Raw genomic sequence first — 22,667 nt, 5'->3', positions numbered from 1 at the left:
TTACTGATTGCATTCAACATTTCAGATGCAAACCACGCTCAGCGCTGTTCCTCAATCCATTCGTTGCTCCCGGCGGCGAAACTCACTTGGCGATAACCCAACCGCACGATGAAAATCGCGGGAAAAATGGAGCGGATCGTTATACCCCACCTGCCCTGATATTCGACCTATCGATTCCTGCGTCTCCACCAGCAAGCGGCGTGCCTGCGACAGACGGTAATTTTTTAACCAGCGTAATGGACTTTGGTTAAACGTCATTTGAAATAAACGAAATAGTTGCGACTTACTGACCTGGCAATATTGCATAAACTTATCAATATCCCAGTCATCGCTGTAATGGCTATGTATCTGATAAATAAGCCGACCAAGCCCGCGGTGAGTAATGACTGGAGACTTGGTTACCTCGGAACTGCGATTCTCCAGTAAGGTAAAAATAAGTCTGGAACAGAGTTCGTCACAATGCGCATCAGTTACTAAAGTGTGGCTTTTCATCAAACTAAAAATATGGTGATAAATGTCAGTGACCTTTTCAGGGTTATCGAACTGGAACACTGGGTTTTGCGGAACATCTAATATCTGCATGATATTACTGAGTTTTTCGCTATCAATGCGCAACCACAATATTTCCCATGGTTCATCTTTATGGGGAAAGTGTTCATGTGGCCAACGAACGGGTAACCACACCAGGCAGCCTTCCTTCACTTCATAAAGGTTATGTTCTAACCGGACAAAGCCACTTCCCTTCAGGCAAAAGATCAGCTCATGCCCAACAACCGACTGCCGCCGAACATGAAAATTTTCCGCGGTTTGGATATGGCCTGCGCGCAGAATTTGGTAATTCATCAGGGTTGAAAACTTATCTGACTCCCGATACCAGTTCGCCAGGACCTGTGTTTTTTGCGCAAGTTTTTCCATTCCGGATTTCCATTTTGAACAAGAAAATGCTGCAGACACCTTAGTTCATCGTGGCATGGACTCGCGTCAAAAACATGTTATGTCGCTAGAGCACTGATAGATTTTTGAACAAGCTCACAACTTTGTTGACATGGAAATTCTGTCCATATTGCAGGGAATCCCAACTATCACGCTTTCTGCCAAAGCTGCCTAAAGTAAACGTCAGATTCACCGCATAACTAGCCGTGCGTTAACTTAGCCAACAGGAGTAGAAGTAAATGATTGATTTTAACGATCCCCGCCAGGTAGCCAAGGCTATCCAGTTCACTAACGTCAGCCCAGATTTGACTCGTGAAGGGCTCATCCAGCACCTGAATATTTGCCTGGAGTATCAGTTTGACGCTGCGATGATCGCGCCTTGTTGGGTATCCGTAGCAAAAGATGTACTGAAAGGCAGTGGCGTACGTGTTGCAACCACCGTGAACTTCCCGCAAGCCAATGACACCACCGCAATGAAAATTGCTGTGGTGCGTGAACTGGCTAAAGAAGGTGCGGATGAGTTCGACTTCCCACCAAACCCAGGCTTTTTACTCGGTGGTATGGATGACCTTTATTTTAACGAGCTCAAAGAAGTCACCCACGTGGCACATGATTTGGGCATGAAGGTCAAAGCGATGCTGGAATTTGGCTTCATTACCGAAGAAGCAATGAAAATCAAAGCGACGCGTTTTGCCTACGAAGCAGGCATTGATTGGGTGAAACAATCCAGTGGTTGGGGCAAAGGTGGATGTGCTGCAACCGTGGAAGATGTTCAACTTCTCAAAGCGAATATTCAGGCACCTTGCCGCGTAAAAGTTTCCGGTAAAGTCAACACGCTGGAAAAAATGAGAGAAATGTTCATTGCCGGTGCAGAACTGGTAGGCACCAGCTCAGGCCCTGAACTGGTGAAAGGCCTGACCGGGGACATCAACGCTTACTGATCGATGGAAGCCGTCGGCATCTGACCGACGGCATTCTCAATGAAAACAAACAGCACAATTAACGGAGTATGTGATGAGTGTATTTATTCTCGGTAGCTACGCGAAAGCATTGGTTATGACGGCTGACCGCATTCCATTGGCTGGTGAAACGCTAATTGGCCAGGATTTTCGCCAAACCTGGGGAGGCAAAGGTTCTGACATGGCGGTGCAAGCAGCACGCCTGGGGGCTGATGTCTCTTATGCGGGTGTGGTGGGTGATGATGCGTTTGGACATGAATTTGTCAGCCTGATGCAGCAAGAAGGCGTGGATATTCAGGCGCTGACCCTGTCTGCCGAATTGCCAACGGGCGCCGGGCTCATCATCAAAGATAACGAAGCACGCAATATCATTGTCGTGGATATGGGTGCTAACAAGCTCTTTACCCCAGCGCTGGTAGATCAGGCATTGCCACAACTCAAGCAAAGCAACGTTGCCCTGGCACAGCTTGAAATCCCTTTGGAAACTGCACTCTATGGGCTTCGAAAAGCAAAGGATTTGGGCAAAACAACGATCCTCAACCCTGCACCCGCCCGCAATTTGCGTGGGATTGACCTGAGTGCAATTGATTACCTGACACCCAATGAAACCGAAGCGCGCGTCGCACTGGGACTTGAGCCAGATGATGCCCGCAGCAACCGGGAAATTGCCGATCTCTTGCTGGAAACAGGCTGCAAATATGTCGTGATGACATTAGGTGACGCGGGTTCCGCTGTTTTTAGTCACAACGGCACGCAAGAAATCCCGCCATGTAAAGTCGACGTTGTGGACAGTAATGGCGCAGGCGACAGCTTTAATGCGGCACTCGCCGTTGCACTTGATGAAGGCCAACCGATAGCCGAAGCCGTCTTGCTGGCGAATGCCACTGCGGCCTTGTGTTGTACCGACTGGGAAACTGTCCCTTCCTATCGCTACCGCGCAGATGTGGATGGCTTTATGAAAACCATGCTCGTTGCAGAGGAATAATAAAAATGAGACCCGATAGAATCTTACACCCTGAACTCGCCGCTGCATTAGCCACTCTCGGTCACACCGACATTGTATTAGTGACAGATGCCGGCTTCCCGATCCCACCACATGCAAAACGTATTGATTTGGGATTCTGGCCTGGCACTGTTGATGTACTGGAGATCCTGCGCGTGCTGCGTCAGGAGATGTTTGCCGAAGAAGTGCATTTTGCCAGTGAAGTGCGTGATTGCCATCCGCAGCTTTATCGTGATGTACAAACCATCTACACCGGCTCCGGCGCGGAATTCCACGAAGCCAGCCACGAAATCTTATGCCACGACATTGCCCATCGGGCAAAAGTGGTCATCCGCTCGGGTTCATTCAATCCATGGGCTAATTTTGCACTGATTGCCAGTACTGACCCCTTTGCCTGGTTTACCGAACAATCGGGTGTGCAGCCCCTGCCCGCTTACGTAGCAAGACGCCAGCGTATCCGTGACAACGTTGTACCAGAGCTCAAATAACAGGGAACGATCATGAAAGCAGCCGTCGTTAGCCAGCGCCATCCTGGCAAAGTCGAAATCCAAAAGATAACGCTACGTGCGTTAGAGGCCGGGGAAGCTTTAGTCGAAGTGGAATGCTGTGGCGTATGCCATACCGATTTACATGTAGTTCAGGGAGATTTTGGCCCCGTACCGGGCCGTGTTCCTGGTCACGAAGGTATCGGTATTGTGCGTGCTATCGCCAATGACGTCACCAGTTTGCATATTGGTGACCGCGTCAGTATTGCCTGGTTCTATGAAGGATGTGGAGTCTGTGAATACTGCGTTAGTGGACGAGAAACCTTCTGTCGTAAGGTTAAAAATGCAGGTTATAGCGTTGATGGTGCTATGGCTGAGCAATGTATTGTCAAAGCTGATTACGCGGTAAAAGTGCCTGCCGGGCTTGACCCATTAATCGCCAGCAGTATTACCTGTGCCGGCGTCACCACCTATAAAGCCATCAAAGTGTCAGGTATTCGCCCTGGGCAGTGGCTGGCTATCTGGGGTGCAGGCGGGCTTGGCAACATGGCGATTCAGTATGCACGCAATGTCTTTAACGCCCGGGTTATCGCCATCGATATTCAGGACGATAAACTTGCTCTGGCTCGTGAATCAGGTGCTGAGATAACGCTAAACGCCATGCGTGATGACGTGCCTGCGCGGATCCATGAAATCACCTCGGGTGGGGCGCATAGCGCTGTTGTGGTTGCCGTAGCTCGTAGCGCATTTAATCAAGCGGTCGACAGCCTCCGAGCCGGTGGCAAAGTCGTTTGCGTCGCCGTCCCCCCTGGTAACCTGGACTTGAATATCGTCAAAACTGTTCTTGATGGTATTGAGATTGTCGGCAGCCTGGTCGGTACTCGTCAGGATTTAGCCGAAGCCTTCGAACATGCGCTTGCCGGGCGCGTTAAGCCAGTGGTTCATTCTCGTCAACTCGATGAAATAAATGACATTTTCTCAGAAATGGAGAGCGGCAGCATTCAAGGTCGCATGGTGATTGATTTACGCACGCCCCTTTCCGAAACCCAGGCGCTGGAACAGGAGTTGATCGCATGAAAATCACCGGTTGGCGCACGCTAAAAACTGTTCATCGCTGGGGTCGCCCGATTGGCGATGTTAACGGCACCGTTGAGTCTGGCGTAACAGAAGTTCCCCTGCTTATCCTGGAAACAGATGAGGGAGTTTCTGGCATCGGCCTCGGTGGGCATGCCGATATTGCACGCATCTTTCCGGCAATTGAAGGTGAAGACCCACGCGCGGTAACCGCACTTTATGACCGTATGCAGTCATGGGTATTTAAAAGCGGCCATGCCGGCAGTGTCTTTGGCGCGATTGGCGTGGTGGACATGGCGCTGTGGGACCTGAAAGCGAAACTGGCGAACCAACCGTTGTGGCGGTTACTTGGCGCGCGTCAGCCCTTTGTTCCAGGTTATGCCTCCGGGCTGGATTTCCCTTTATCGCTGGAAGAACTCGTCAACCTGCACAGCCGTTTTGCTGAACGTGGTTTCAGTGCCTTCAAAATTAAAGGTGGCCTCGATGTTGAACAAGATATTGAACGCTTACGAGCGGTGCGGGAAGTGTATCTGCTTAATTCACCGTCTCCCGCAATGATGATTGATGTGAATGAGTCGATGAGCGCCAAACAAGCGGTGCGCTATGTGCGACGCCTTGAAGAAACACTTGATCTGACCTGGATTGAAGAACCTGTCAGACGTTGGGATGCCGCAGGCCACGCGCTTATTCGCCAGCAAACAAACTGTGCTGTCGCTACCGGGGAAAACCTCACGGGTATCGAACAGTTCCAGCCGTTGTTACGCGAACAAGCGGTGGATGTCTTGCAGGCGGGCATGTGTTGGGGAATAAGCCATTTCCTGCGCGTAGCAAACCTTGCTCATGCTTTCAGTTTACCGGTAAGCCCCGTTGGCTATAACGCAAACCCTGTTGCGCACGCTGCAGCGGCTGTTCCCAACCATATGAGCTGTGAAATTCAAGATCTCAGTTTCCCTCTGGGCTTGCACGTCGACCAGCGCATCGAAAATGGCGGGATCATGTTGGGCAACACGCCAGGGCTTGGCATCACGTTTGATGAAACCACGCTTGCACAACAATTGAATGAAGGTAGCTGGACGCTTCCGCAAGGGCCTCATGTTCGTCCAGAACGTGCCGGGCTGCGCTTGTCCCTCAGGGCTGCGCAAAATAATGAATGAAAAAGGAACAGGAAAAATGAAAACAGTAGCTTTAGGGCGCACAGGCATTCAGGTTCCCGTACTGGCAATGGGTGCTGCCTCACTTGGCAGTATTTATCACCCGGTATCACAACAACAAGCTAATGATACGGTAGCCACAGCACTAGAACACGGCGTTAACTATTTCGACGTCGCACCTTATTACGGTTTAACCAAAGCAGAAACCGCATTGGGTGGCGCATTGAAGGGCGTCCCACGCGCAAGTTATACCCTCGCAACCAAAGTAGGTCGCTATGGCGACAGCCAATGGGATTTCTCCCGCGAAGCCACTTTGCGCAGCATTGATGAAAGTCTCGCTCGCCTGGGTGCTGATTACATCGACGTTATTCAGTGTCATGACATCGAATACGGTGATTTGCACCAGTTAGTTGAAGAAGCACTCCCGACGCTTCGTGAACTCCAACAAAGTGGCGTAGTACGGCATGTTGGCATCACTGGCTACGACCTTGCACTGCTTGAAAAACTGGCCGTGGAGCAGAAAGTCGATACCGTCATGGCCTACTGTACCTGGACGTTACAGGACCGCCGGTTAGGCGATGTTGCCAGGCGATTAAACCAGGCCGGGATCGGTGTGTTGAATGCCTCCCCACTTTCGATGGGATTACTCACTCGCGGCGGCGCGCCAGCCTGGCACCCGGCACACGAAGATATACAGAATGCCTGCCGTGCCGTCTCTGCGTTGTGCGATCGTGAAGGCGTGAATATTTCCCAGGTCGCATTGCAGTTTGCACTGACCACGGCGGCTGAACAGGGTATTGCCACCACTGTTATCGGCACCGCCAGCAATGCAAACATGCTTGATAACGTGCGCTGGTGTGAACAACCGCTGGATGCCGCGTTGCTGCAAAAAATTGATGAGCTGATCGCACCCGTTCTCAATATTGGCTGGGATGTGCTGCCAGGCAATGGGGGAAAGGCCCAAAAATGACGCTAATAGACAGCCACCTGCATCTGTGGGACCCACGTATTCTGCACTACGGCTGGCTTAGTGATGTTCCGGCGCTCAACCATCCACATTTGCCGGAAGATTTAGCCGCAGAAGGTACGGCCCCGAATGCCGCCATTGTGGTACAGGCAGACTGCACAGCGGATCAGGCGCTGGCTGAGGTGAACTGGATTAACGAACGGGCAGAACATTCGCCTTTTCAAATTGCCGGTATCGTGGCCTGGGCACCGCTAGAAAATGGAGAGGCGGTAATACCGCTGCTACGCCAGTTACGCACCCTGCCGCGCGTAGTCGGTATTCGTCGCTCGCTTCAAAATGAACCTGATGCATTGTTTTACGATGCCCATTACCGCGCAGGTTTGCTGGCAGCCGCTCAGGAAGGTTTTGTTCTCGATTTATGTGTCCGGGCACATCAATTACCGGCGGTGCATCATCTGTTGAGTTGGCTGTTTGCGCACCAACCGAATGCCAGGGTAGTGCTGGACCATATGGGGAAACCAGGGATTATCAACAATGCCTGGCAAGAATGGCAAGACGCGTTCGCGCAACTGGCTGAGTTCCCTTCCCTGTGCTGCAAGATTTCCGGGCTACCTACCGAGGCGGACTGGCAAACATGGGACGATGAACAACTCGCTCCGTGGATCCATCACGCGATTAACAGCTTTGGGGCTCATCGCTGCTTATTTGGGGGGGACTGGCCAGTGGTCAATTTAGCCGGGGGGTATTCTCGTTGGAAACAATGTGTCGAAAAGGCAATCGCCAATCTGCATGCCCGCGACAAACACGCCATTATGGGTGGGAATGCTCGTAATATTTATTTATCAGAGTCAGGAGGGGAATGACAAATAAGGAACAAGGTCTGGATGTCGTTTATTTCGCAGTACCCTACTGAAAAAAATAATTGAGGAAATAAGCATGTCTGATAATAGTAATGCACTGCACCCTACAAATGCAGGCGGTAAGTTTATAGATAAGGCATCAGAAAATACACTGCACGTAACCGGGAGAAGAAAGCGGATACTTCTTGCTTCATTGTTTACTAACTTCTTCGTATTACTGGCTCTCTATTGCGGTGTTATTTCTGTTTTATTACCTAACCATATAGCGCAGATCGATCCGGCAAATAAAGCCAATAACCTGGCGATTGTCATGACCTCGGCGCTGTTATTTACCATTTTTGCTCAACCAATTGCAGGCGCCTTATCCGACCGTTGCCGTTCAACCTGGGGGCGGCGTGCACCGTGGATTGTCGGAGGAGCTCTAATTGGCGGCCTGGCAATTTTTGGGATTTCAATGACCACCACCGTTGCCGGTATCGCCGTGTTTTGGCTTATGGCAGCCGTTTCGCTTAACTGTATGAACGGGCCCCTCGCCACCGTAGTCGCAGACCGCTTCTTACCGGAAAACCGTGGTATTGCTTCTGGGTTTGTGGGGGCTGGCTCAACAGCTGGCGGTACGGTCGGTATTATTGTCGCCGGTTATCTGGCATATAACCTGCAACTCGGTTACCTGGTGTTTGGTCTTGCGATCATCGCCTGTTGTGTAGCGTTTGTCCTGATAAACCGCGAGCCCTCTAGCCGCGCACTTGAAGTTGAACCATTCAAATGGGGCACCTTCTTCAAAAGTTTCTGGGTAAGCCCACGCCAATATCCTGATTTTGGATGGGCGTTCTTAGGCCGCTTCGCCATGTTCCTGGGATATCAAGGAGTTGTAACCTATCAGCTGTATATTCTTCAGGACTACATTGGTTTAAGTGTTAAAGACTCTAACTATGCCATCGGGACTATTTCGGTTATTACCCTGGTGACATTACTGTTCTCCGGTCTGGTGTCGGGCTATCTTTCAGATAAGTATCAGCGCCGTAAAATTTTTGTTTTTGCCTCCAGTATTCTGATGGCAATTGGCCTGATGGTCCCGCTATTCGTGCCGACGCTCAACGGTATGTATTATTATGCGGCGATTCTGGGTCTTGGTTACGGTGCTTATACCTCTATTGATATGGCACTGATGACCCAAGTATTACCCGGTGGTGGAAAACAAGCAGGCAAAGACATGGGTATTTTAACCATTGCCACTGTGTTACCGCAATCTTTCAGTCCAATATTATCCGCATGGTTATTATCAACATTTAATAATGACTATTCGACTCTTTTTATTGCCGCAATCATCTTTGTTTTTGCATCATCATTTTTTGTATTACCGATAAAATCAGTTAAATAAAAAATGTTTTAATTGCAGGCAAGGTCACACTTATTAATAGGTGCGAGCGCCTTCGCCTGCGCTTAACGACAAGGAGCAGTAATAATGTCACAACGAATGATATTAAATGAAACATCCTGGTTCGGGCGTGGAAGTCGCAATCAGCTGATTGCAGAAATTGAGCGTCGTGGATTTAAAAAAGCGTTGGTCGTCACTGATTCAGGGCTGGTGAAATGCGGGATCGTCGGGAAGATCACCGAGTTACTCGATAATGCCGATAAAGCCTGGTCACTTTATGATGGCGTCGTCCCTAACCCGGGAATTAACGTGGTGAAACATGGCGTTGAGGCTTTCCGCCAATGCGATGCCGATTATCTGATTGCCATCGGCGGCGGTTCACCACAAGACACCAGCAAAGCGATTGGCATCATTATTAACAATCCTGAATTTGCAGACGTTCGCAGTCTGGAAGGATTTACACCCACCACCAAACCCTGCGTGCCAATTATCGCCATCCCCACCACAGCGGGCACTGCGGCAGAAGTCACCATCAATTACGTGATAACTGACGAAGAAAAGCAGCGTAAATTTGTCTGTATTGACCCACACGATATTCCCCAGGTTGCCATTGTTGATGCCGACTTAATGGATGCCATGCCCGCGCCGCTAAAAGCCGCAACCGGAATTGATGCACTCACCCACGCAATCGAAGGATATATCACCCTGGGAGCATGGGCGCTAACCGACGCACTCCACCTAAAAGCGATTGAGCTTATCGCGCAATCGCTGCGTCAATCCTTTGCAGGACAGCCCGAAGCGGTAGAACAAATGGCTCTCGCGCAATACATAGCGGGAATGGGTTTCTCGAATGTTGGGTTAGGACTGGTTCACGGTATGGCTCACCCGCTTGGTGCCTTTTACAACACGCCTCACGGCGTCGCGAATGCGGTTCTGCTGCCCTGGATAATGGAATGGAATGCTGATTTTACCGGTGAAAAATACCGTGATATCGCGCGAGTGATGGGTGTTGAGCACGCCAGTACGTTACCGTTGGCTGAGGTTCGCCAAGCTGCGGTAAATGCCGTCTGGCAGTTAAATAAAGATGTGGATATCCCGGCATCTCTGCGCGAGGTGGGCGTGAAAGAAAAAGATATTTTGACACTCTCACAAGCAGCGCTGGACGATATTTGTACCAGTGGCAACCCACGTGCGGTCACGCTTGAGGCGATAGTCTCGCTTTACCAACAAGCATTCCATGGACCACGTATTCAATAACCTGCTGGAGAAAATCATGAGTCAGCCTCGTTTTAGTGGTGTCATTCCCCCGGTTCCCACTCTGTTTAATGAACAGGGTGAATTTGATAGCGTTGCACAAGCGATACTCATTGAGCATTTGCTGTCATCGCCAGTCGATGGCCTGTTTTTCCTCGGCAGCGCCGGAGAATTCGCCCATATGTCGGAAGCCCAGCGCACGCAAGTTGCTGAGTTTTGCGTACGCCAGGTGGCCGGCAGAAAACCCGTATTGATCGGTATCGCTTACTGTGGCACGCAACAAACGATTGTTGCCGGTCTGCATGCCCAGCAAATTGGTGCGAGTGGCGCTGTGGTGGTTAACCCATGGTACAACCCGCTCAGTGAAGCGAACCTGCTAAACCACTACAAAACGATCGCCAATGCACTTGAATTGCCGATTATTCTCTACAACTTCCCTGCGCTGACCGGGCAACCGCTTCCTGTTAACGTGATCCGCGAACTGGCGTTGAGCTGTCCCAACATTGTCGGCCTTAAAGATACCGTCGATACCTTATCGCATATCCGCGAGACGATTCATGCAGTGAAACCGCACCGCCCTGACTTCGCCATTTTCGCCGGTTATGACGAGTACCTGCTAGGCACCTTGATTCTTGGGGGTGACGGTTGTATCCCGGCTAGCGCGAACTTTGCACCCCAACTCACCTGCGGAATTCTTGACGCGTTCCGTAAACAAGATTTCTCGCGAGCAGTTGAATTGCAGCAGTCGCTTTCCTGGATACCGCCTCTTTATAGTATGGATTTGCCATTCTATAACGCAGTGAAATATGCCTTGCAGTTAATTGGGCTAGATATACCTGTGCATTCACTGCCTCCGGCATCCCCATTAACAGAAGAAATGAAAATTGAAATAAAAAATATTCTGCTACGTGCAGGAGTTATTAATAATAAGGAATAGGCCCATGAGTAAATTACGCCGTTTCGGCTGTGTTGTTCAGGTCAGGCCTGAGAAGCTGGAATATTATAAAGCGTTACATGCTAACCCGTGGCCTGAAGTCAATGCCATGATTAAAGAATGTAACTTACGTAACTTCTCTATTTATTATAAAAATGGATTACTGTTCAGTTATCTTGAATATATGGGTGACGATTACGAAGCCGATCAGAAAAAGATGTCTGCACACCTGAAAACTCAAGAGTGGTGGCAAGAAACTGGCCCCTGCCAGAAGCCGCTAGATGGAGAGCCAGAAGGAACTCTATGGGTTGAGATGGAAGAAATATATCACCTCGATTAACTGAAAAATAAAATAAATAAACCCTGCGCTTGCGCCATTTAACTGGCGCAGGGCTTTTCATTACTTTTTTTATATCTGACAAACGATTGACGAGAATAATATGAAAATGACTTCTGCTGCACTTATAGGCTGCGGGCTTATAAATATATTATCGATTCCTCATGTCATTGCCGCCCCTGGATTAACCATTGAAGAACGCCTTAATCAATTAGAATTACGACTGCAAAAAGCAGAATCCCGAGCCACTATTGCCGAGCAAAAGAATGAACAATTACAGGCTCAAATACAACACAGCGAACAACAAGCTCAACAGGCGCAAAAAACGACGCAGGATTTAGAAAAACGCACCAAACATATTGAGAAAGTCACCCCGGATGACAATGGTTATTTCGAACTTCATGGCTACGCACGTTCAGGAATGATGACAACACAAAATGCCCGTCACGCCCAGGGTGGCCCTTATTTGACCCCTGCAGGGCAAACAGGTGGCGCGGTTGGGCGTCTTGGTAATGAACCAGATACCTACGTCGAAGTTTATCTGGAGAAAAAACAACGCCTTGATAACGGCGCAACAACACGCTTTATGACGATGATCGCCGATCAGCAAAAGAGTTATAACGACTGGACAGCAGACTCCAGCACTTTAAACGTCAGCCAGGTGTTCGCAGAAATTGCCTCCTTGCCAAGTTTTACCGGTATTTTTAAAGACACTACGTTATGGGCTGGTAAACGAGTGGATCGTGATAATTTTGAAATCCCATGGCTTGATTCAAAATTTATCGCACTAAATGGTACGGGTGGCGGTATTTACGACATCAAGTGGAGTGACGACATCCACAGTAATTTTTCATTTATTGGTCGTAGTTTTGGTGACGTAGACATCGTAAATAATGACGTTCAGAACTATATCCTGACGGCAAATAACTACGTTGGCCCAGTACAGTTATATGTCAGTGGAATGAAAGCTAAAGATAATGATGAACGACAAATCCCGAACGGAATAAAAGTCTTTAATGCGGCAGACCAGGGTTACACCACATTGCTGGGCTACAAAACCGATAGCTTCTATGGCCTGACTAAAGGTGAATCACGCAGTGCTATTTCCTGGGGGCAAGGCCTGGGTGCCGAAGTTAAAAATATCGGTACAGACCCTGCATTACTATCGGATGCGAAAACGCTGCGCCTGGCAAGCTACGGTATCGTGAATCTTGCCAAAGACTGGGATTTTGCCCCTTCTGTGCTGGCACAGCATAGTAGCGATCGTTACGTAAAAAATGATGACTACCGCTGGATCACCCTTAATGGTCGCTTAATGCAAAATATCACCGAAAACTTTGTATTAGGATACGAAGCCTCCTGGCAATATATGGATTTAGACCCGAATGGTTATCTTGATTACCAGAAAGTCCACGGTAACTTTTACAAGCTGACCTTTGCCCCAACCTTCCGCGCTGACAATATTTCGCCATTCTTCAGCCGTCCTGAATTGCGCTTCTTCGCAACCTGGATGAACTGGGATAAATCGCTGGATAATTACAGCCCGCACGATACGCTCGGCGAGAAAGACTTTACTGCCGGTGGCGAGTGGAGTTTCGGGATTCAAATGGAAACCTTCTTTTAACAGTAATCTTGCGGCCTCTGGTAATCAGAGGCTGTTTTATTCCCCCCCGCTAGCCCTTTGCAAAATATTCGCACCATAAACTGGTGTATTTATGAACTGACTCACATAACCATTGCCCTGAGATTTGCATCCATGTTGTGGAGAATTCCACCTATGACACTATTTGGCACTGCAGTCTAAAGTGAATCCATCTCTCTCAACTTCACCGCGATTACTGAGGGTTCTATGGATACTTTATTACGTCAATTAGAGCACGCCACGCGACCCGTTCTTCCAAAACGACCGGATTATAAAATCGGGATTATTGGTGCCGGTTTTATTGTTGAACATTGCCACCTTGTGGCATACCAAAAAGCGGGTTTCACAACATACGCCATTACCTCCAGAGAACAGACACATTGTCATCGGCTCGCTGAGTTGTTTGGTATCGAAAAGGTCTATACCACCTGGCAGGAGATGGTCTGCGATCCGCAAATCGAGATTGTAGATATTGCCGTTCCACCCCATGTGCAACTCGAGATTGTGCGCTTTATTTGTGGGCCAGATTCTCCAGCCAAACACATCAAAGGGATTCTTTGCCAAAAACCTCTCGCAATGTCTTTGGAAGATGGACAAGAGATTGTCCGACTTAGTGAAAAAAGTGGCATCCCTGTCGCGGTAAATTCGAATATGCGCTATGACCCGTCGATACGCGCATTGAAATACATTATTGAGAATCAACTGATTGGTACCCCGGTAATTGCCAGTATTGATATGCGTGCAATTCCTGACTGGCAGATCTTTTTACAGCAATATAAAAAGCTTGAGCTGTATGCCATGGCTATCCACCACATTGATGCTTTCCGGTTTTTATTTGGCGACCCTGTAAAAGTCACCGCAGTATGCCGGACTGACCCACGCACTTCATTTGAACATACCGATGGGATCACCCAATACACCTTCCAGTACGCGAACGGCCTGATTGCAACAAGCCTTGATGATGTGTGGGCGTGGCCAGGTGAGCCATGTGCCAAAAATAATTACATCAACTGGCGCGTTGAAGGAACGGCAGGTCTTACCGAAGGCGATTTTGGCTGGCATCGCCGCGAACCGGAATATTGTGGCAGCACATTGAAACTGGCCTCGCACTATTATCCAGGGCAATGGATATCACCCCAATGGGTAAGGCAATGGTTCCCTGATGCCTTCATCGGCACCATGGCAAATTTAATGTGCGCCATTGAAGATCATGTTCCACCACAAATTAGTGCAAAAGATAATCTCAAGACCCTGGCTTGCATTGAAGCAAGCTATGTCTCTATTCAGGAAGAACGAACTGTCTATCTCAACGAAATATTACCGGAGAATACACAATGATTAACGTTGGCATATTTACAGGTTATTACCCCTACACCCTGAGTGAGACTATCCATAAAATTAAGCAGGCGGGTATGGGCTGTGTGCAATTAGACCTTGAGTTTACTGATGTTGATTTACGGCGCGGGCATATTACTCCGGCAAAAGCACATCAGGTACGCGATGCTTTTCGCCGCGCTTCGCTGCCTATCGTAGCTATTTCCGCCTATACCAACTTAGTCCACCCTGACTTGCAAAAACGTGCAGAAAATATTGCCGCAGTGAAGGAAATCCTCGCCCACGCACGTGACTTTGGCACCCCTTATGTGATCAGTGAAACGGGCACCTACAACACAGACAGCGATTGGCTTTACGATCCAAAAAACAGCACAGAAGAGGCTTATCAGGAATTTAAAGCCATCGCCAAAGAGTTAGCGACTTTTGCTTATGAGCACAACGCTGTGTTCCTGGTCGAAAACTACGTCAATAATATCATCGGCTCTGTTAGCCAGGTCGCCCGGTTAATGCGCGAAGTTGACCATCCAGGTTTAGGCCTGGCGCTGGACCCAACCAACTATTTTGATGATAAAAATATCGACGCTATTGATGAAACCCTCTATAGCATTTTTGATGTGCTGGAAAGCAAAATCAAAATTGCCCATGCCAAAGACTGCATACGTACCGATGCGGTTGCCGAAAAGTTTGGCGGCGGCGCAGCTGAACATAACAGCTTCCGTGGCGCAGGTTCGGTGGAATTGCCAGCCGCCGGATTAGGCTCGCTGAATTACCCACTCTATGTAGAACTGTTAGCGCAAAAATACCCGAATATTCCGCTGATCATCGAACATGTTGATGAGCATGATATTTCCCGAGCTAAAAGCTTTGTGGACGAGGTTTTAATGATGGCAGGTGGCTAAGCTTTTTCCCGGAGGCCTGTTTAAAGGCCTCCTATTTGGAGCAAAAATATTGAGGTATGAAAATAATCTGCACCCTACTTAAATCACTTTCTTGCATATATGAAAACCCCATCCCACAGTGCCAGGTATCAAAACGAGCCTGGTGTCTGAAATGATTCTACTGAGCTTTGGTTCACCCCAGATGTATTAACCTCTCTGCTCTGTTAAAGCATGAGTGATTAAAGTTGATAGTTTTTCAAGCTTGAGAGCAAGTTGAAGGCTCAACCAGACATACCCGTGGATAGCATTTTCAACGACCTCATCCCCCGGATGGGCTACTAACAACTCATGCAATTCTTTCGTTATATCAGTCAAACGCTCGCTATTTGCCACCGCGGGTGATGGATTTCCCTCATGCAGAGCCATGGCCAGTGTTTGCAACGTTTTCTGAGTCATCTGCTGCACTTGTGCAAGAGTGCGCGAATTCAGAATAAGAAAGCGGCTGCTGCGCGAGGCCCAATGAGCATTAGACTGTAATACTTGCGTAGCGATCATATCTCGGGCAATGGACTGAATCTCGTTTAGAAGCTCTTTAGATATTCCAGCCTCTCGACTTGCCGGCATAATCAGGTTGCGCATATTCACCACATTCCCGAGTATTCGTGAGTCCAGTTTCGTCAGGTTTGGCCGACTCAGAACATTCCAGGAGAAGCCCGTAGCATTTATTTTCGAAAAATCAGTAAAAAAATTCGCTAACTGGATACGCCAGTGAATAAAGGCCCGTTGCGGGTAGATACTGGTAAAAAGCATTGCCAGAATACAGCCAAGGATAATATTTGTACTACGCCATAATGCAGTTTGAAAATCACCAGCCGGAGCACTACTTACTACCGCCATTGTGATACCAATAAGCAAGGCGGCATATGGACGCTTACTCATTGTTAAATAACCACATATAAATAGTGCACAACCGCACCATGCCATCATTAAAGGCAATGAGTACATTTCAATATGCAAGGCGATGATACCCAATATCGCACCGGTTAACGTACCTGCCATACGTTCAAATGCGCGAGGAATAACATTCCCCCAAAAGCTTATTGGCCCCATAACCACCACGAGTGTAATAAGTGGCCAGGAATGGTCTGGTAAATTCGCCATCCTGATTATCAGGAATGTCAATACGAACGCTACAGCGATGCGGATGCCATGTATTATGCGGTAATTGTGATGAATATATAATTCCCGAGGGCCTATCGGCCTGTCACGATGCACCGAAAAAATAGATTTCTTCATTCACTCTTTACTCTGGATAAACAGTACCATGGCAATAAAAATTGACATGCACACTCGATCACCCTGTATTTAAGCTATTGCTTTGAATTCCATAGATTGAACGATACCTGTCGAATGCAAGACAGATACCGTTTTATTTATATATTAAGCGATTTCTTTATTCATCAGACATTATTTCAGCCTGTGCTGCAGCGACATTATTAATAAACTTTTTCACAATTGGCGAGCGCTCATGTACCCGGCTGACTAACGCCAATGGAATATAAGCTCCCTCTTCCGTGATATCATAAAATGCAACACCGGATGATGAGTGACTCATGGCTTTCATTGATGAGGGAACAATCGAGATTCCAACGCCTGCAGAAACCAGATTAATAATGGATGATAATTGTGGTGCAGTTTGCTTCACCGTTGGGACACAACCTGCTTTTTCAAACAACGCAACGATTGTGTCATGCAGGTGCACACTGTAATCTCGCGGACACAGAATCATCTCTTCATTTGCCAACTGATTCAATGTGATATGACTTTGCGCGATATACGGATGTTGCTCAGGCAACACAATTGCCAAAGGCTCCTGGAGAATTAAATGAAGTTCCAGCAGTTCACTATAAAGATGGTCAGTACGGACAAAAGCCACATCAATAGCGCCATTTTCTACGGCTTTAATGAGATTATCGGTATGCGCCTCATCTAATTGCAGGCTGACGTTTTTGTAATCGCTTTTAAATTTTTTAATACTACGCGTGACCACGGAATTAAATGACGAAGATGAAGTAAAACCAACTTTAAGCACCCCAAGTTCGCCACGCGAAGCGAGAAGTGCTGATGATTTTGCTTCTTCTACCAAACCCGGCAACACTTTTACCGCATCATAAAATGCGGTTCCCGCGGAGGTTAATTCAACGCCTCGGGCGATGCGATGAAACAATTTGGTACCAATTTCATTTTCCAGATCTCGTATTTGTATACTGAGAGGCGGTTGGCCAATACCCAGCACTTCTGCTGCATAGGTAAAGCTTTTGGCATCGGCAACGGCCAGAAAATAACGAATATGTCTTAACTCCATTCGCATGCCTATTAAATCAATATTAATTAAAGCGGATTAGATTCTTAAAGATTCCATTGCAACCAGATGATGACCGTATATCTGAAACAAAATTATAGATGGCTCGTAGGTATATATTTAACCCAACACTCTTCGTGCTTATCGGTAGTAGGTTCTTTTTTGTAAACACGATAACCAATTGAAAATGCCCATTCTAATGCGGAATTATAATCATCAAATGTCGATAACTGTTTATCTTCTACACGAACGACAATATTTCCGTCACTATTTTTTTCCACGAATGCATTTTTAATCATGAAAATTAACCTCGTTACATCTGCGTAATATAGTTAAAACCGCGTATTGATCACACCGGTAGGCGATGAGCTGAATATATATATCCCCCTATCCTCAAGCAATGATATGGCGCATAGCTTTGGTATATATATTTTATATGGATGGTATGATTTTGATACAGATCATGAATGCTCATTTGTTGTGATTCGGTGAGTGTGGTGAGCATTTTATGTTAATCACCTTTCACTTCAGCATTAAGCAATGGCAGCCACACTATCTCTGTGTCCGCACAACATGCATGTCATCTCTGGCAGAGTATGCGGTTAGTTATGGATACGCCGCTTGTAACTCCCCTCTTGGCAGAATTCAGGAATAATCCCAACGCCTGCGCCGTCTATGCTTAATAGTTCGTTATAAAAATTTGAGCATCGCAGAGACTTCCATTTTCCTGGTTCAATCTTTCGAACACTGGAGGCGGTATGAGCAACCATGACCATGAAGCGAATAAAAGGCACTTGTATAGTGCAAGCAGCAACAGCAGCGGTAATCACTACCTCAATATTGAGTATTATGGCTTTCGCCTGACCAGGCGGGAGCTTCTCAAGGTTGGTGTTGTGTCGGCCGCGACCGTGGCGATGACGCCATCTCACGCTTTTGGATCGAGCGCAAATACCACCACTCCCCCGCCTGAATTGGCGCGCGTAACATTAAATGTTAACGGCGAATCCCACCCACTGGACGTTGATACGCGAACCACACTGTTGGACGCGCTGCGCGAAAACCTGCATCTTACCGGGACCAAAAAAGGGTGCGACCACGGCCAGTGTGGCGCATGTACAGTGATCGTCGATGGTCGCCGGATAAACGCCTGCCTGACCCTTGCCGTGATGCAGCAGGATGCCGAAATCACCACCATTGAAGGTCTCGGTAGACCGGATAACTTGCACCCTATGCAGGCCGCCTTTATCAAGCATGACGGTTTTCAATGTGGGTACTGCACGCCTGGGCAAATTTGCTCCTCCGTTATGGTCCTAAAAGAGCTCGAAATGGGCATTCCAAGCCACGTCACCTCCGATTTGAATTCACCTCCTCAGGCCACCGCCGACGAAATACGTGAACGCATGAGCGGCAACATCTGCCGCTGCGGTGCTTATTCCAACATTCTTGCGGCCATTGAAGATGTGGCAGGGGGGCAAAAATCATGAAAGCTTTTACTTTTGAGCGAGTGAAAACCCCGGCCGAAGCGGCAGCGAGCGCCCAACGTAATCCTGGTGCCAAATTTATTGCCGGGGGAACGAATCTTCTTGATTTGATGAAGCTTGAAATAGAGACGCCAACCCATTTGATTGACGTGAACGCTCTTATGCTGAACAAAATTGAGTCAACGGACGAGGGTGGTCTGCGCATTGGCGCGCTGGTGCGCAATACAGATCTCGCGGCAGAAACGCGTATTCGTCGCGACTATGCGGTACTTTCCCGAGCGCTGCTCGCGGGAGCATCAGGCCAGTTGCGCAATCAGGCAACCACTGCTGGTAATTTGCTCCAGCGCACGCGTTGCCCCTACTTTTATGATACCAACCAACCTTGTAATAAGCGGCTTCCCGGCAGTGGATGTGCCGCTCTTGAGGGTTTTAGCCGCCAGCATGCGGTGGTCGGGGCCAGCCGAGCCTGTATCGCAACCCACCCCAGCGATATGGCCGTCGCCATGCGCCTGCTCGATGCTGTGGTCGAGACGGTCAGTCCCAACGGACAGGTACGCAAAATCCCATTGGCAGATTTCTATCGCGCACCGGGTAACACACCGCATCTGGAAACAGCACTCACTTCAGGTGAACTGATCACTGCCGTTACCTTGCCTCCACCTCTGGGCGGCACACATATCTATCGCAAAGTTCGAGACCGCGCCTCCTACGCCTTTGCTCTGGTTTCGGTTGCCGCCATTGTGCAGCCCGATGGAACCGGACGCGTGGCTCTTGGTGGCGTTGCGCACAAACCGTGGCGGCTTGAGGAAGCTGATCAACTGTTGAGCAACGGCAGCCAAAAGGTTTATGAGCGGCTGTTTGCCGATGCGCACCCTACTCCTGAAAATGAGTTCAAACTGATACTGGCGCAGCGCACGCTCGCCTCTGTACTGACGCAAGCGCGGGGATAAGCCAATGAAATTTGATACTCCGGCAAAAGATAATCCAATCGACCAGCTCAACGTTGTGGGGCAGCCCCATGATCGTATTGATGGCCACCTGAAAACGACCGGCACTGCTCACTATGCCTACGAATGGCATAACGAAGCAGCCAATGTGGCATATGGCTATGTGGTGGGCTCCGCCATTGCTAAAGGGCATATCAACTCAATTGATTTAGAAGCTGCCCGCGCAGCCCCTGGCGTGATTACATTTGTGACTATGGATAATGCAGGCCCGCTTGGAAAAGGTGAAAAAAACCCGGCAAGGCTACTCGCAGGCCCGACGATTGAACACTATCACCAGGCCATTGCCGTTGTGGTCGCAGAAACCTTCGAGCAAGCTCGTGCGGCGTCAGAACTGATTAAAGTCGATTACCGCCGCGAACAGGGTGTATACAATCTTGCCGAGGAAAAACCCGCCGTCACTACCGCATCTGAAGAAGAGCCGGACAAATCAACCGGTGATTTTGCCAGTGCTTTCGCCGCTTCTGCGGTGCAGTTTGATGCCACCTACACCACCCCAGACCAAAGCCACATGGCGATGGAACCACACGCCTCTATGGCTGCGTGGGATGGAAATAAGCTTACCTTATGGACCTCCAATCAGATGATTGACTGGTGTCGCAGTGACCTGGCTAAAACGCTGAAACTCCCCAAAGAAGATATAAGGGTTTATTCACCCTATATTGGTGGTGGTTTTGGCGGGAAGCTGTTCCTACGTAGCGATGCGCTGCTGGCAGCACTTGGTGCTCGCGCAGCAAAACGTCCCGTCAAAATTGCTTTGCAAAGACCCTTGATTCCCAATAACACCACTCATCGCCCGGCAACTATTCAGCATATTCAAATCGGTACGGATAAAACCGGGCGGATTAGCGCAATCTCACATGAGAGTTGGTCCGGTAATCTTGCCGGAGGCCCATCGGAAACAGCCGTTCAGCAAAGTGAGTTGTTATACGCAGGTGCCAACCGCCATACCGGGCTGCGTCTGGCCAAACTTGACCTGCCAGAAGGCAATGCCATGCGTGCGCCAGGAGAGGCGCCGGGATTAATGGCGCTGGAAATCGCTATTGATGAGGTGGCCGCCAAAGCGGGTATCGACCCGGTTGAGTTTCGCATTCTCAACGATACCCAGGTTGACCCTGCCAACCCTGAGCGATTTTTTTCGCGCCGCCAGTTGGTTGAATGCCTGCGTACCGGAGCCGACCGCTTTGGCTGGAAGCAGCGCAAAGCTCAGCCTGCGCAAGTCCGCGATGGGCACTGGCTTGTCGGCATGGGTGTTGCGGCAGGCTTTCGTAACAACCTGGTGATGAAATCGGGCGCACGCGTTCATCTTGATGCACAGGGTATCGTCACCGTTGAAACCGATATGACGGATATCGGCACCGGCAGTTACACCATCATTGCCCAGACAGCAGCTGAAATGTTGGGCGTACCGCTAGAAAAAGTCGTGGTGCGGTTGGGGGATTCCGATTTCCCGGTTTCGGCAGGCTCAGGTGGCCAATGGGGTGCCAATAGTTCAACGGCCGGGGTTTATGCCGCCTGTGTGAAGTTGCGCGAGGCCGTGGCAAACAAACTGGGCTTTGACCCGCAACAGGCAGTGTTTGGTAATGAACAAATACGCCAGGGTGACCGCTCAACCCCTCTTAAGGAGGCCGCCGCAACGGGGATAATAACGGTTGAGGATGACATTGAATTTGGTGAGCTCGAAAAGAAATTCCAGCAATCCACTTTTGCAGCACATTTCGTTGAAGTCGGAGTGGATATTGCAACCGGTGAAACGCGCGTTCGCCGAATGTTAGCAGTGTGCGCTGCTGGCCGAATTCTTAACCCTAAAACAGCCCGCAGCCAGGTTATTGGTGCGATGACCATGGGGATCGGGGCCGCGCTAATGGAGGAGTTAGCCGTCGATACCAGGTTAGGCTATTTCGTTAACCACGACCTTGCAGGCTATGAAGTACCGGTACATGCCGATATCCCCGTGCAGGAGGTGATTTTCCTCGACGATACCGATCCTGTCTCCTCACCCATGAAAGCCAAAGGTGTCGGTGAACTGGGGTTGTGTGGCGTGAGCGCTGCCATCGCCAATGCCGTCTATAACGCGACAGGAGTGCGGGTGAGAGATTATCCCGTTACGCTCGATAAGATCCTGAAAGGGCTGCCCGAGTTAATTTGATACGCTTTTTCTGTCTCTGAAAACAGGCAACTGCGAGAAGGAGCAGTTGCCTGTTTTCCTGCCATTTAGACTAATCACCGCTAACGCTATGCCGGGATAAAACGCCCACTTAGCGAGATTTTCTCACATTGTCTGAATTCTCGGTTTAAAACATTTCTCTCCGGTTCTCTCAACTACACTTAGTTGCGCAATTAAATCTAAGGAGCTCAGTATGTTTGACAAAACAACAGACAAACTCAACGAAGCAGCAGGCACTGCCAGGGAGTTATATGGCAGACATACCAATAACCCTGATGATGAATTTAAGGGTGCGGCCAGAAAGTATGCGTCGCAAGCCAGTTACGCAGTAAGAGATGCAACAGATAATGTGCGGGATCAGGTGTCAACCAACCCTATTGCCGGTTTAGCGATTGCCGCGGCGGTTGGTGTGGTATTTGGCTTCTTGCTGGGTCGTAAATAACAAAATGGGCTGTTAGCAACA

At 49.0% G+C, this 22,667-nt stretch carries 22 protein-coding genes; 18 read left to right on the top strand and 4 right to left on the bottom strand.

From position 1 onward, the window contains the following. Nucleotides 1–51 precede the first annotated feature (51 nt). Entirely contained in the window at nucleotides 52–915 is an 864-nt protein-coding gene (locus tag LVQ77_RS00835) for a helix-turn-helix domain-containing protein (protein ID WP_232903413.1), read from the bottom strand. A gap of 257 nt (nucleotides 916–1,172) precedes the next feature. Between LVQ77_RS00835 and deoC the strand changes: the two genes are divergently transcribed. From deoC to LVQ77_RS00765, 14 genes are all read left to right on the top strand, one after another. After that, nucleotides 1,173–1,874, top strand: coding sequence for a deoxyribose-phosphate aldolase (deoC, locus tag LVQ77_RS00830; RefSeq protein WP_232863510.1), 702 nt, complete (start codon nucleotides 1,173–1,175; stop codon nucleotides 1,872–1,874). 73 nt (nucleotides 1,875–1,947) lie between these two features. After that, nucleotides 1,948–2,877, top strand: a complete 930-nt coding sequence (locus LVQ77_RS00825; protein WP_232863509.1) for a ribokinase — start codon at nucleotides 1,948–1,950, stop codon at nucleotides 2,875–2,877. Nucleotides 2,878–2,882: 5 nt separating this feature from the next. Next, complete coding sequence (locus LVQ77_RS00820) at nucleotides 2,883–3,383, top strand: RbsD/FucU domain-containing protein (RefSeq protein ID WP_232863508.1); 501 nt, start codon at nucleotides 2,883–2,885, stop codon at nucleotides 3,381–3,383. Between the two features lie 12 nt (nucleotides 3,384–3,395). Then, the gene (gene adhP / locus LVQ77_RS00815) at nucleotides 3,396–4,457 is read left to right on the top strand and encodes an alcohol dehydrogenase AdhP (protein WP_232863507.1); all 1,062 of its coding nucleotides are present in this window, start codon (nucleotides 3,396–3,398) and stop codon (nucleotides 4,455–4,457) included. Next, a complete protein-coding gene (locus LVQ77_RS00810; protein WP_232863506.1) occupies nucleotides 4,454–5,608 on the top strand; it encodes a mandelate racemase/muconate lactonizing enzyme family protein in 1,155 nt (384 codons plus the stop codon). Before adhP ends, LVQ77_RS00810 begins: the two co-directional genes overlap by 4 nt. Before the next feature lie 16 nt (nucleotides 5,609–5,624). Next, nucleotides 5,625–6,575 (top strand): aldo/keto reductase, encoded by a 951-nt coding sequence (locus LVQ77_RS00805; RefSeq protein ID WP_232903412.1) that lies wholly within the window; start codon nucleotides 5,625–5,627, stop codon nucleotides 6,573–6,575. Then, entirely contained in the window at nucleotides 6,572–7,435 is an 864-nt protein-coding gene (locus LVQ77_RS00800; protein WP_232903411.1) for an amidohydrolase family protein, read from the top strand. The genes LVQ77_RS00805 and LVQ77_RS00800 overlap by 4 nt, the downstream gene beginning before the upstream one ends. A gap of 73 nt (nucleotides 7,436–7,508) precedes the next feature. Next, complete coding sequence (locus tag LVQ77_RS00795; protein WP_232903410.1) at nucleotides 7,509–8,813, top strand: MFS transporter; 1,305 nt, start codon at nucleotides 7,509–7,511, stop codon at nucleotides 8,811–8,813. Between the two features lie 84 nt (nucleotides 8,814–8,897). Beyond that, nucleotides 8,898–10,067 (top strand): lactaldehyde reductase, encoded by a 1,170-nt coding sequence (gene fucO / locus LVQ77_RS00790; RefSeq protein WP_232903409.1) that lies wholly within the window; start codon nucleotides 8,898–8,900, stop codon nucleotides 10,065–10,067. Between the two features lie 16 nt (nucleotides 10,068–10,083). Continuing rightward, the gene (locus LVQ77_RS00785; RefSeq protein ID WP_232903408.1) at nucleotides 10,084–11,001 is read left to right on the top strand and encodes a dihydrodipicolinate synthase family protein; all 918 of its coding nucleotides are present in this window, start codon (nucleotides 10,084–10,086) and stop codon (nucleotides 10,999–11,001) included. 4 nt (nucleotides 11,002–11,005) lie between these two features. Further along, nucleotides 11,006–11,338 carry an L-rhamnose mutarotase gene (locus tag LVQ77_RS00780; protein WP_232903407.1) on the top strand — a complete coding sequence of 111 codons (333 nt, stop codon included), beginning with the start codon at nucleotides 11,006–11,008 and terminating at the stop codon, nucleotides 11,336–11,338. Nucleotides 11,339–11,438: 100 nt separating this feature from the next. Then, entirely contained in the window at nucleotides 11,439–12,959 is a 1,521-nt protein-coding gene (locus tag LVQ77_RS00775; RefSeq protein ID WP_232863499.1) for a carbohydrate porin, read from the top strand. A gap of 225 nt (nucleotides 12,960–13,184) precedes the next feature. After that, nucleotides 13,185–14,315, top strand: coding sequence for a Gfo/Idh/MocA family protein (locus LVQ77_RS00770; protein WP_232903406.1), 1,131 nt, complete (start codon nucleotides 13,185–13,187; stop codon nucleotides 14,313–14,315). Next, complete coding sequence (locus LVQ77_RS00765) at nucleotides 14,312–15,211, top strand: sugar phosphate isomerase/epimerase family protein (RefSeq protein ID WP_232903405.1); 900 nt, start codon at nucleotides 14,312–14,314, stop codon at nucleotides 15,209–15,211. Before LVQ77_RS00770 ends, LVQ77_RS00765 begins: the two co-directional genes overlap by 4 nt. Before the next feature lie 186 nt (nucleotides 15,212–15,397). Here LVQ77_RS00765 and LVQ77_RS00760 read toward each other — a convergent pair whose 3' ends face one another. From LVQ77_RS00760 to LVQ77_RS00750, 3 genes are all read right to left on the bottom strand, one after another. Further along, nucleotides 15,398–16,486 (bottom strand): FUSC family protein, encoded by a 1,089-nt coding sequence (locus LVQ77_RS00760; protein ID WP_232903404.1) that lies wholly within the window; start codon nucleotides 16,484–16,486, stop codon nucleotides 15,398–15,400. 157 nt (nucleotides 16,487–16,643) lie between these two features. Further along, the gene (locus LVQ77_RS00755) at nucleotides 16,644–17,555 is read right to left on the bottom strand and encodes a LysR family transcriptional regulator (protein ID WP_232863495.1); all 912 of its coding nucleotides are present in this window, start codon (nucleotides 17,553–17,555) and stop codon (nucleotides 16,644–16,646) included. Nucleotides 17,556–17,647: 92 nt separating this feature from the next. Further along, nucleotides 17,648–17,851 carry a hypothetical protein gene (locus LVQ77_RS00750; protein WP_232863494.1) on the bottom strand — a complete coding sequence of 68 codons (204 nt, stop codon included), beginning with the start codon at nucleotides 17,849–17,851 and terminating at the stop codon, nucleotides 17,648–17,650. Between the two features lie 561 nt (nucleotides 17,852–18,412). Here LVQ77_RS00750 and paoA point away from each other — a divergent pair. The 4 genes from paoA to LVQ77_RS00730 all read left to right on the top strand — a co-directional run bounded on the left by paoA (nucleotide 18,413) and on the right by LVQ77_RS00730 (nucleotide 22,646). Further along, entirely contained in the window at nucleotides 18,413–19,036 is a 624-nt protein-coding gene (gene paoA / locus LVQ77_RS00745; RefSeq protein WP_232903922.1) for an aldehyde dehydrogenase iron-sulfur subunit PaoA, read from the top strand. Next, nucleotides 19,033–19,983: an FAD binding domain-containing protein gene (locus tag LVQ77_RS00740; RefSeq protein ID WP_232903403.1), complete on the top strand. Its 951-nt coding sequence runs from the start codon at nucleotides 19,033–19,035 to the stop codon at nucleotides 19,981–19,983. The genes paoA and LVQ77_RS00740 overlap by 4 nt, the downstream gene beginning before the upstream one ends. A 4-nt stretch (nucleotides 19,984–19,987) precedes the next feature. After that, the gene (paoC, locus tag LVQ77_RS00735; protein WP_232903402.1) at nucleotides 19,988–22,186 is read left to right on the top strand and encodes an aldehyde oxidoreductase molybdenum-binding subunit PaoC; all 2,199 of its coding nucleotides are present in this window, start codon (nucleotides 19,988–19,990) and stop codon (nucleotides 22,184–22,186) included. Nucleotides 22,187–22,397: 211 nt separating this feature from the next. Further along, nucleotides 22,398–22,646, top strand: a complete 249-nt coding sequence (locus LVQ77_RS00730) for an ElaB/YgaM/YqjD family protein (RefSeq protein WP_064511796.1) — start codon at nucleotides 22,398–22,400, stop codon at nucleotides 22,644–22,646. Nucleotides 22,647–22,667 lie beyond the last annotated feature (21 nt).

Origin of the sequence: Buttiauxella cochleicola (assembly GCF_021282435.1) — a bacterium.
Taxonomy (GTDB): Bacteria; Pseudomonadota; Gammaproteobacteria; order Enterobacterales; family Enterobacteriaceae; genus Buttiauxella; species Buttiauxella massiliensis.
Note: the sequence above shows the minus strand (reverse complement) of the source record. Positions and strands in the feature narration are given on the sequence as shown.

Bases quoted from the DNA above. Each gene is read 5' to 3' on its own strand.
- LVQ77_RS00785 (WP_232903408.1), top strand. From the start codon at position 10,084: ATGAGTCAGCCTCGTTTTAGTGGTGTCATTCCCCCGGTTCCCACTCTG.
- LVQ77_RS00770 (WP_232903406.1), top strand. From the start codon at position 13,185: ATGGATACTTTATTACGTCAATTAGAGCACGCCACGCGACCCGTTCTT.
- LVQ77_RS00775 (WP_232863499.1), top strand. From the start codon at position 11,439: ATGAAAATGACTTCTGCTGCACTTATAGGCTGCGGGCTTATAAATATA.
- LVQ77_RS00750 (WP_232863494.1), bottom strand. From the start codon at position 17,851: ATGATTAAAAATGCATTCGTGGAAAAAAATAGTGACGGAAATATTGTC.
- LVQ77_RS00805 (WP_232903412.1), top strand. From the start codon at position 5,625: ATGAAAACAGTAGCTTTAGGGCGCACAGGCATTCAGGTTCCCGTACTG.
- LVQ77_RS00820 (WP_232863508.1), top strand. From the start codon at position 2,883: ATGAGACCCGATAGAATCTTACACCCTGAACTCGCCGCTGCATTAGCC.
- LVQ77_RS00825 (WP_232863509.1), top strand. From the start codon at position 1,948: ATGAGTGTATTTATTCTCGGTAGCTACGCGAAAGCATTGGTTATGACG.
- LVQ77_RS00835 (WP_232903413.1), bottom strand. From the start codon at position 915: ATGGAAAAACTTGCGCAAAAAACACAGGTCCTGGCGAACTGGTATCGG.
- LVQ77_RS00740 (WP_232903403.1), top strand. From the start codon at position 19,033: ATGAAAGCTTTTACTTTTGAGCGAGTGAAAACCCCGGCCGAAGCGGCA.
- adhP (WP_232863507.1), top strand. From the start codon at position 3,396: ATGAAAGCAGCCGTCGTTAGCCAGCGCCATCCTGGCAAAGTCGAAATC.
- LVQ77_RS00760 (WP_232903404.1), bottom strand. From the start codon at position 16,486: ATGAAGAAATCTATTTTTTCGGTGCATCGTGACAGGCCGATAGGCCCT.
- LVQ77_RS00730 (WP_064511796.1), top strand. From the start codon at position 22,398: ATGTTTGACAAAACAACAGACAAACTCAACGAAGCAGCAGGCACTGCC.
- paoC (WP_232903402.1), top strand. From the start codon at position 19,988: ATGAAATTTGATACTCCGGCAAAAGATAATCCAATCGACCAGCTCAAC.
- LVQ77_RS00795 (WP_232903410.1), top strand. From the start codon at position 7,509: ATGTCTGATAATAGTAATGCACTGCACCCTACAAATGCAGGCGGTAAG.
- LVQ77_RS00800 (WP_232903411.1), top strand. From the start codon at position 6,572: ATGACGCTAATAGACAGCCACCTGCATCTGTGGGACCCACGTATTCTG.
- LVQ77_RS00780 (WP_232903407.1), top strand. From the start codon at position 11,006: ATGAGTAAATTACGCCGTTTCGGCTGTGTTGTTCAGGTCAGGCCTGAG.
- LVQ77_RS00755 (WP_232863495.1), bottom strand. From the start codon at position 17,555: ATGGAGTTAAGACATATTCGTTATTTTCTGGCCGTTGCCGATGCCAAA.
- LVQ77_RS00765 (WP_232903405.1), top strand. From the start codon at position 14,312: ATGATTAACGTTGGCATATTTACAGGTTATTACCCCTACACCCTGAGT.
- deoC (WP_232863510.1), top strand. From the start codon at position 1,173: ATGATTGATTTTAACGATCCCCGCCAGGTAGCCAAGGCTATCCAGTTC.
- LVQ77_RS00810 (WP_232863506.1), top strand. From the start codon at position 4,454: ATGAAAATCACCGGTTGGCGCACGCTAAAAACTGTTCATCGCTGGGGT.
- fucO (WP_232903409.1), top strand. From the start codon at position 8,898: ATGTCACAACGAATGATATTAAATGAAACATCCTGGTTCGGGCGTGGA.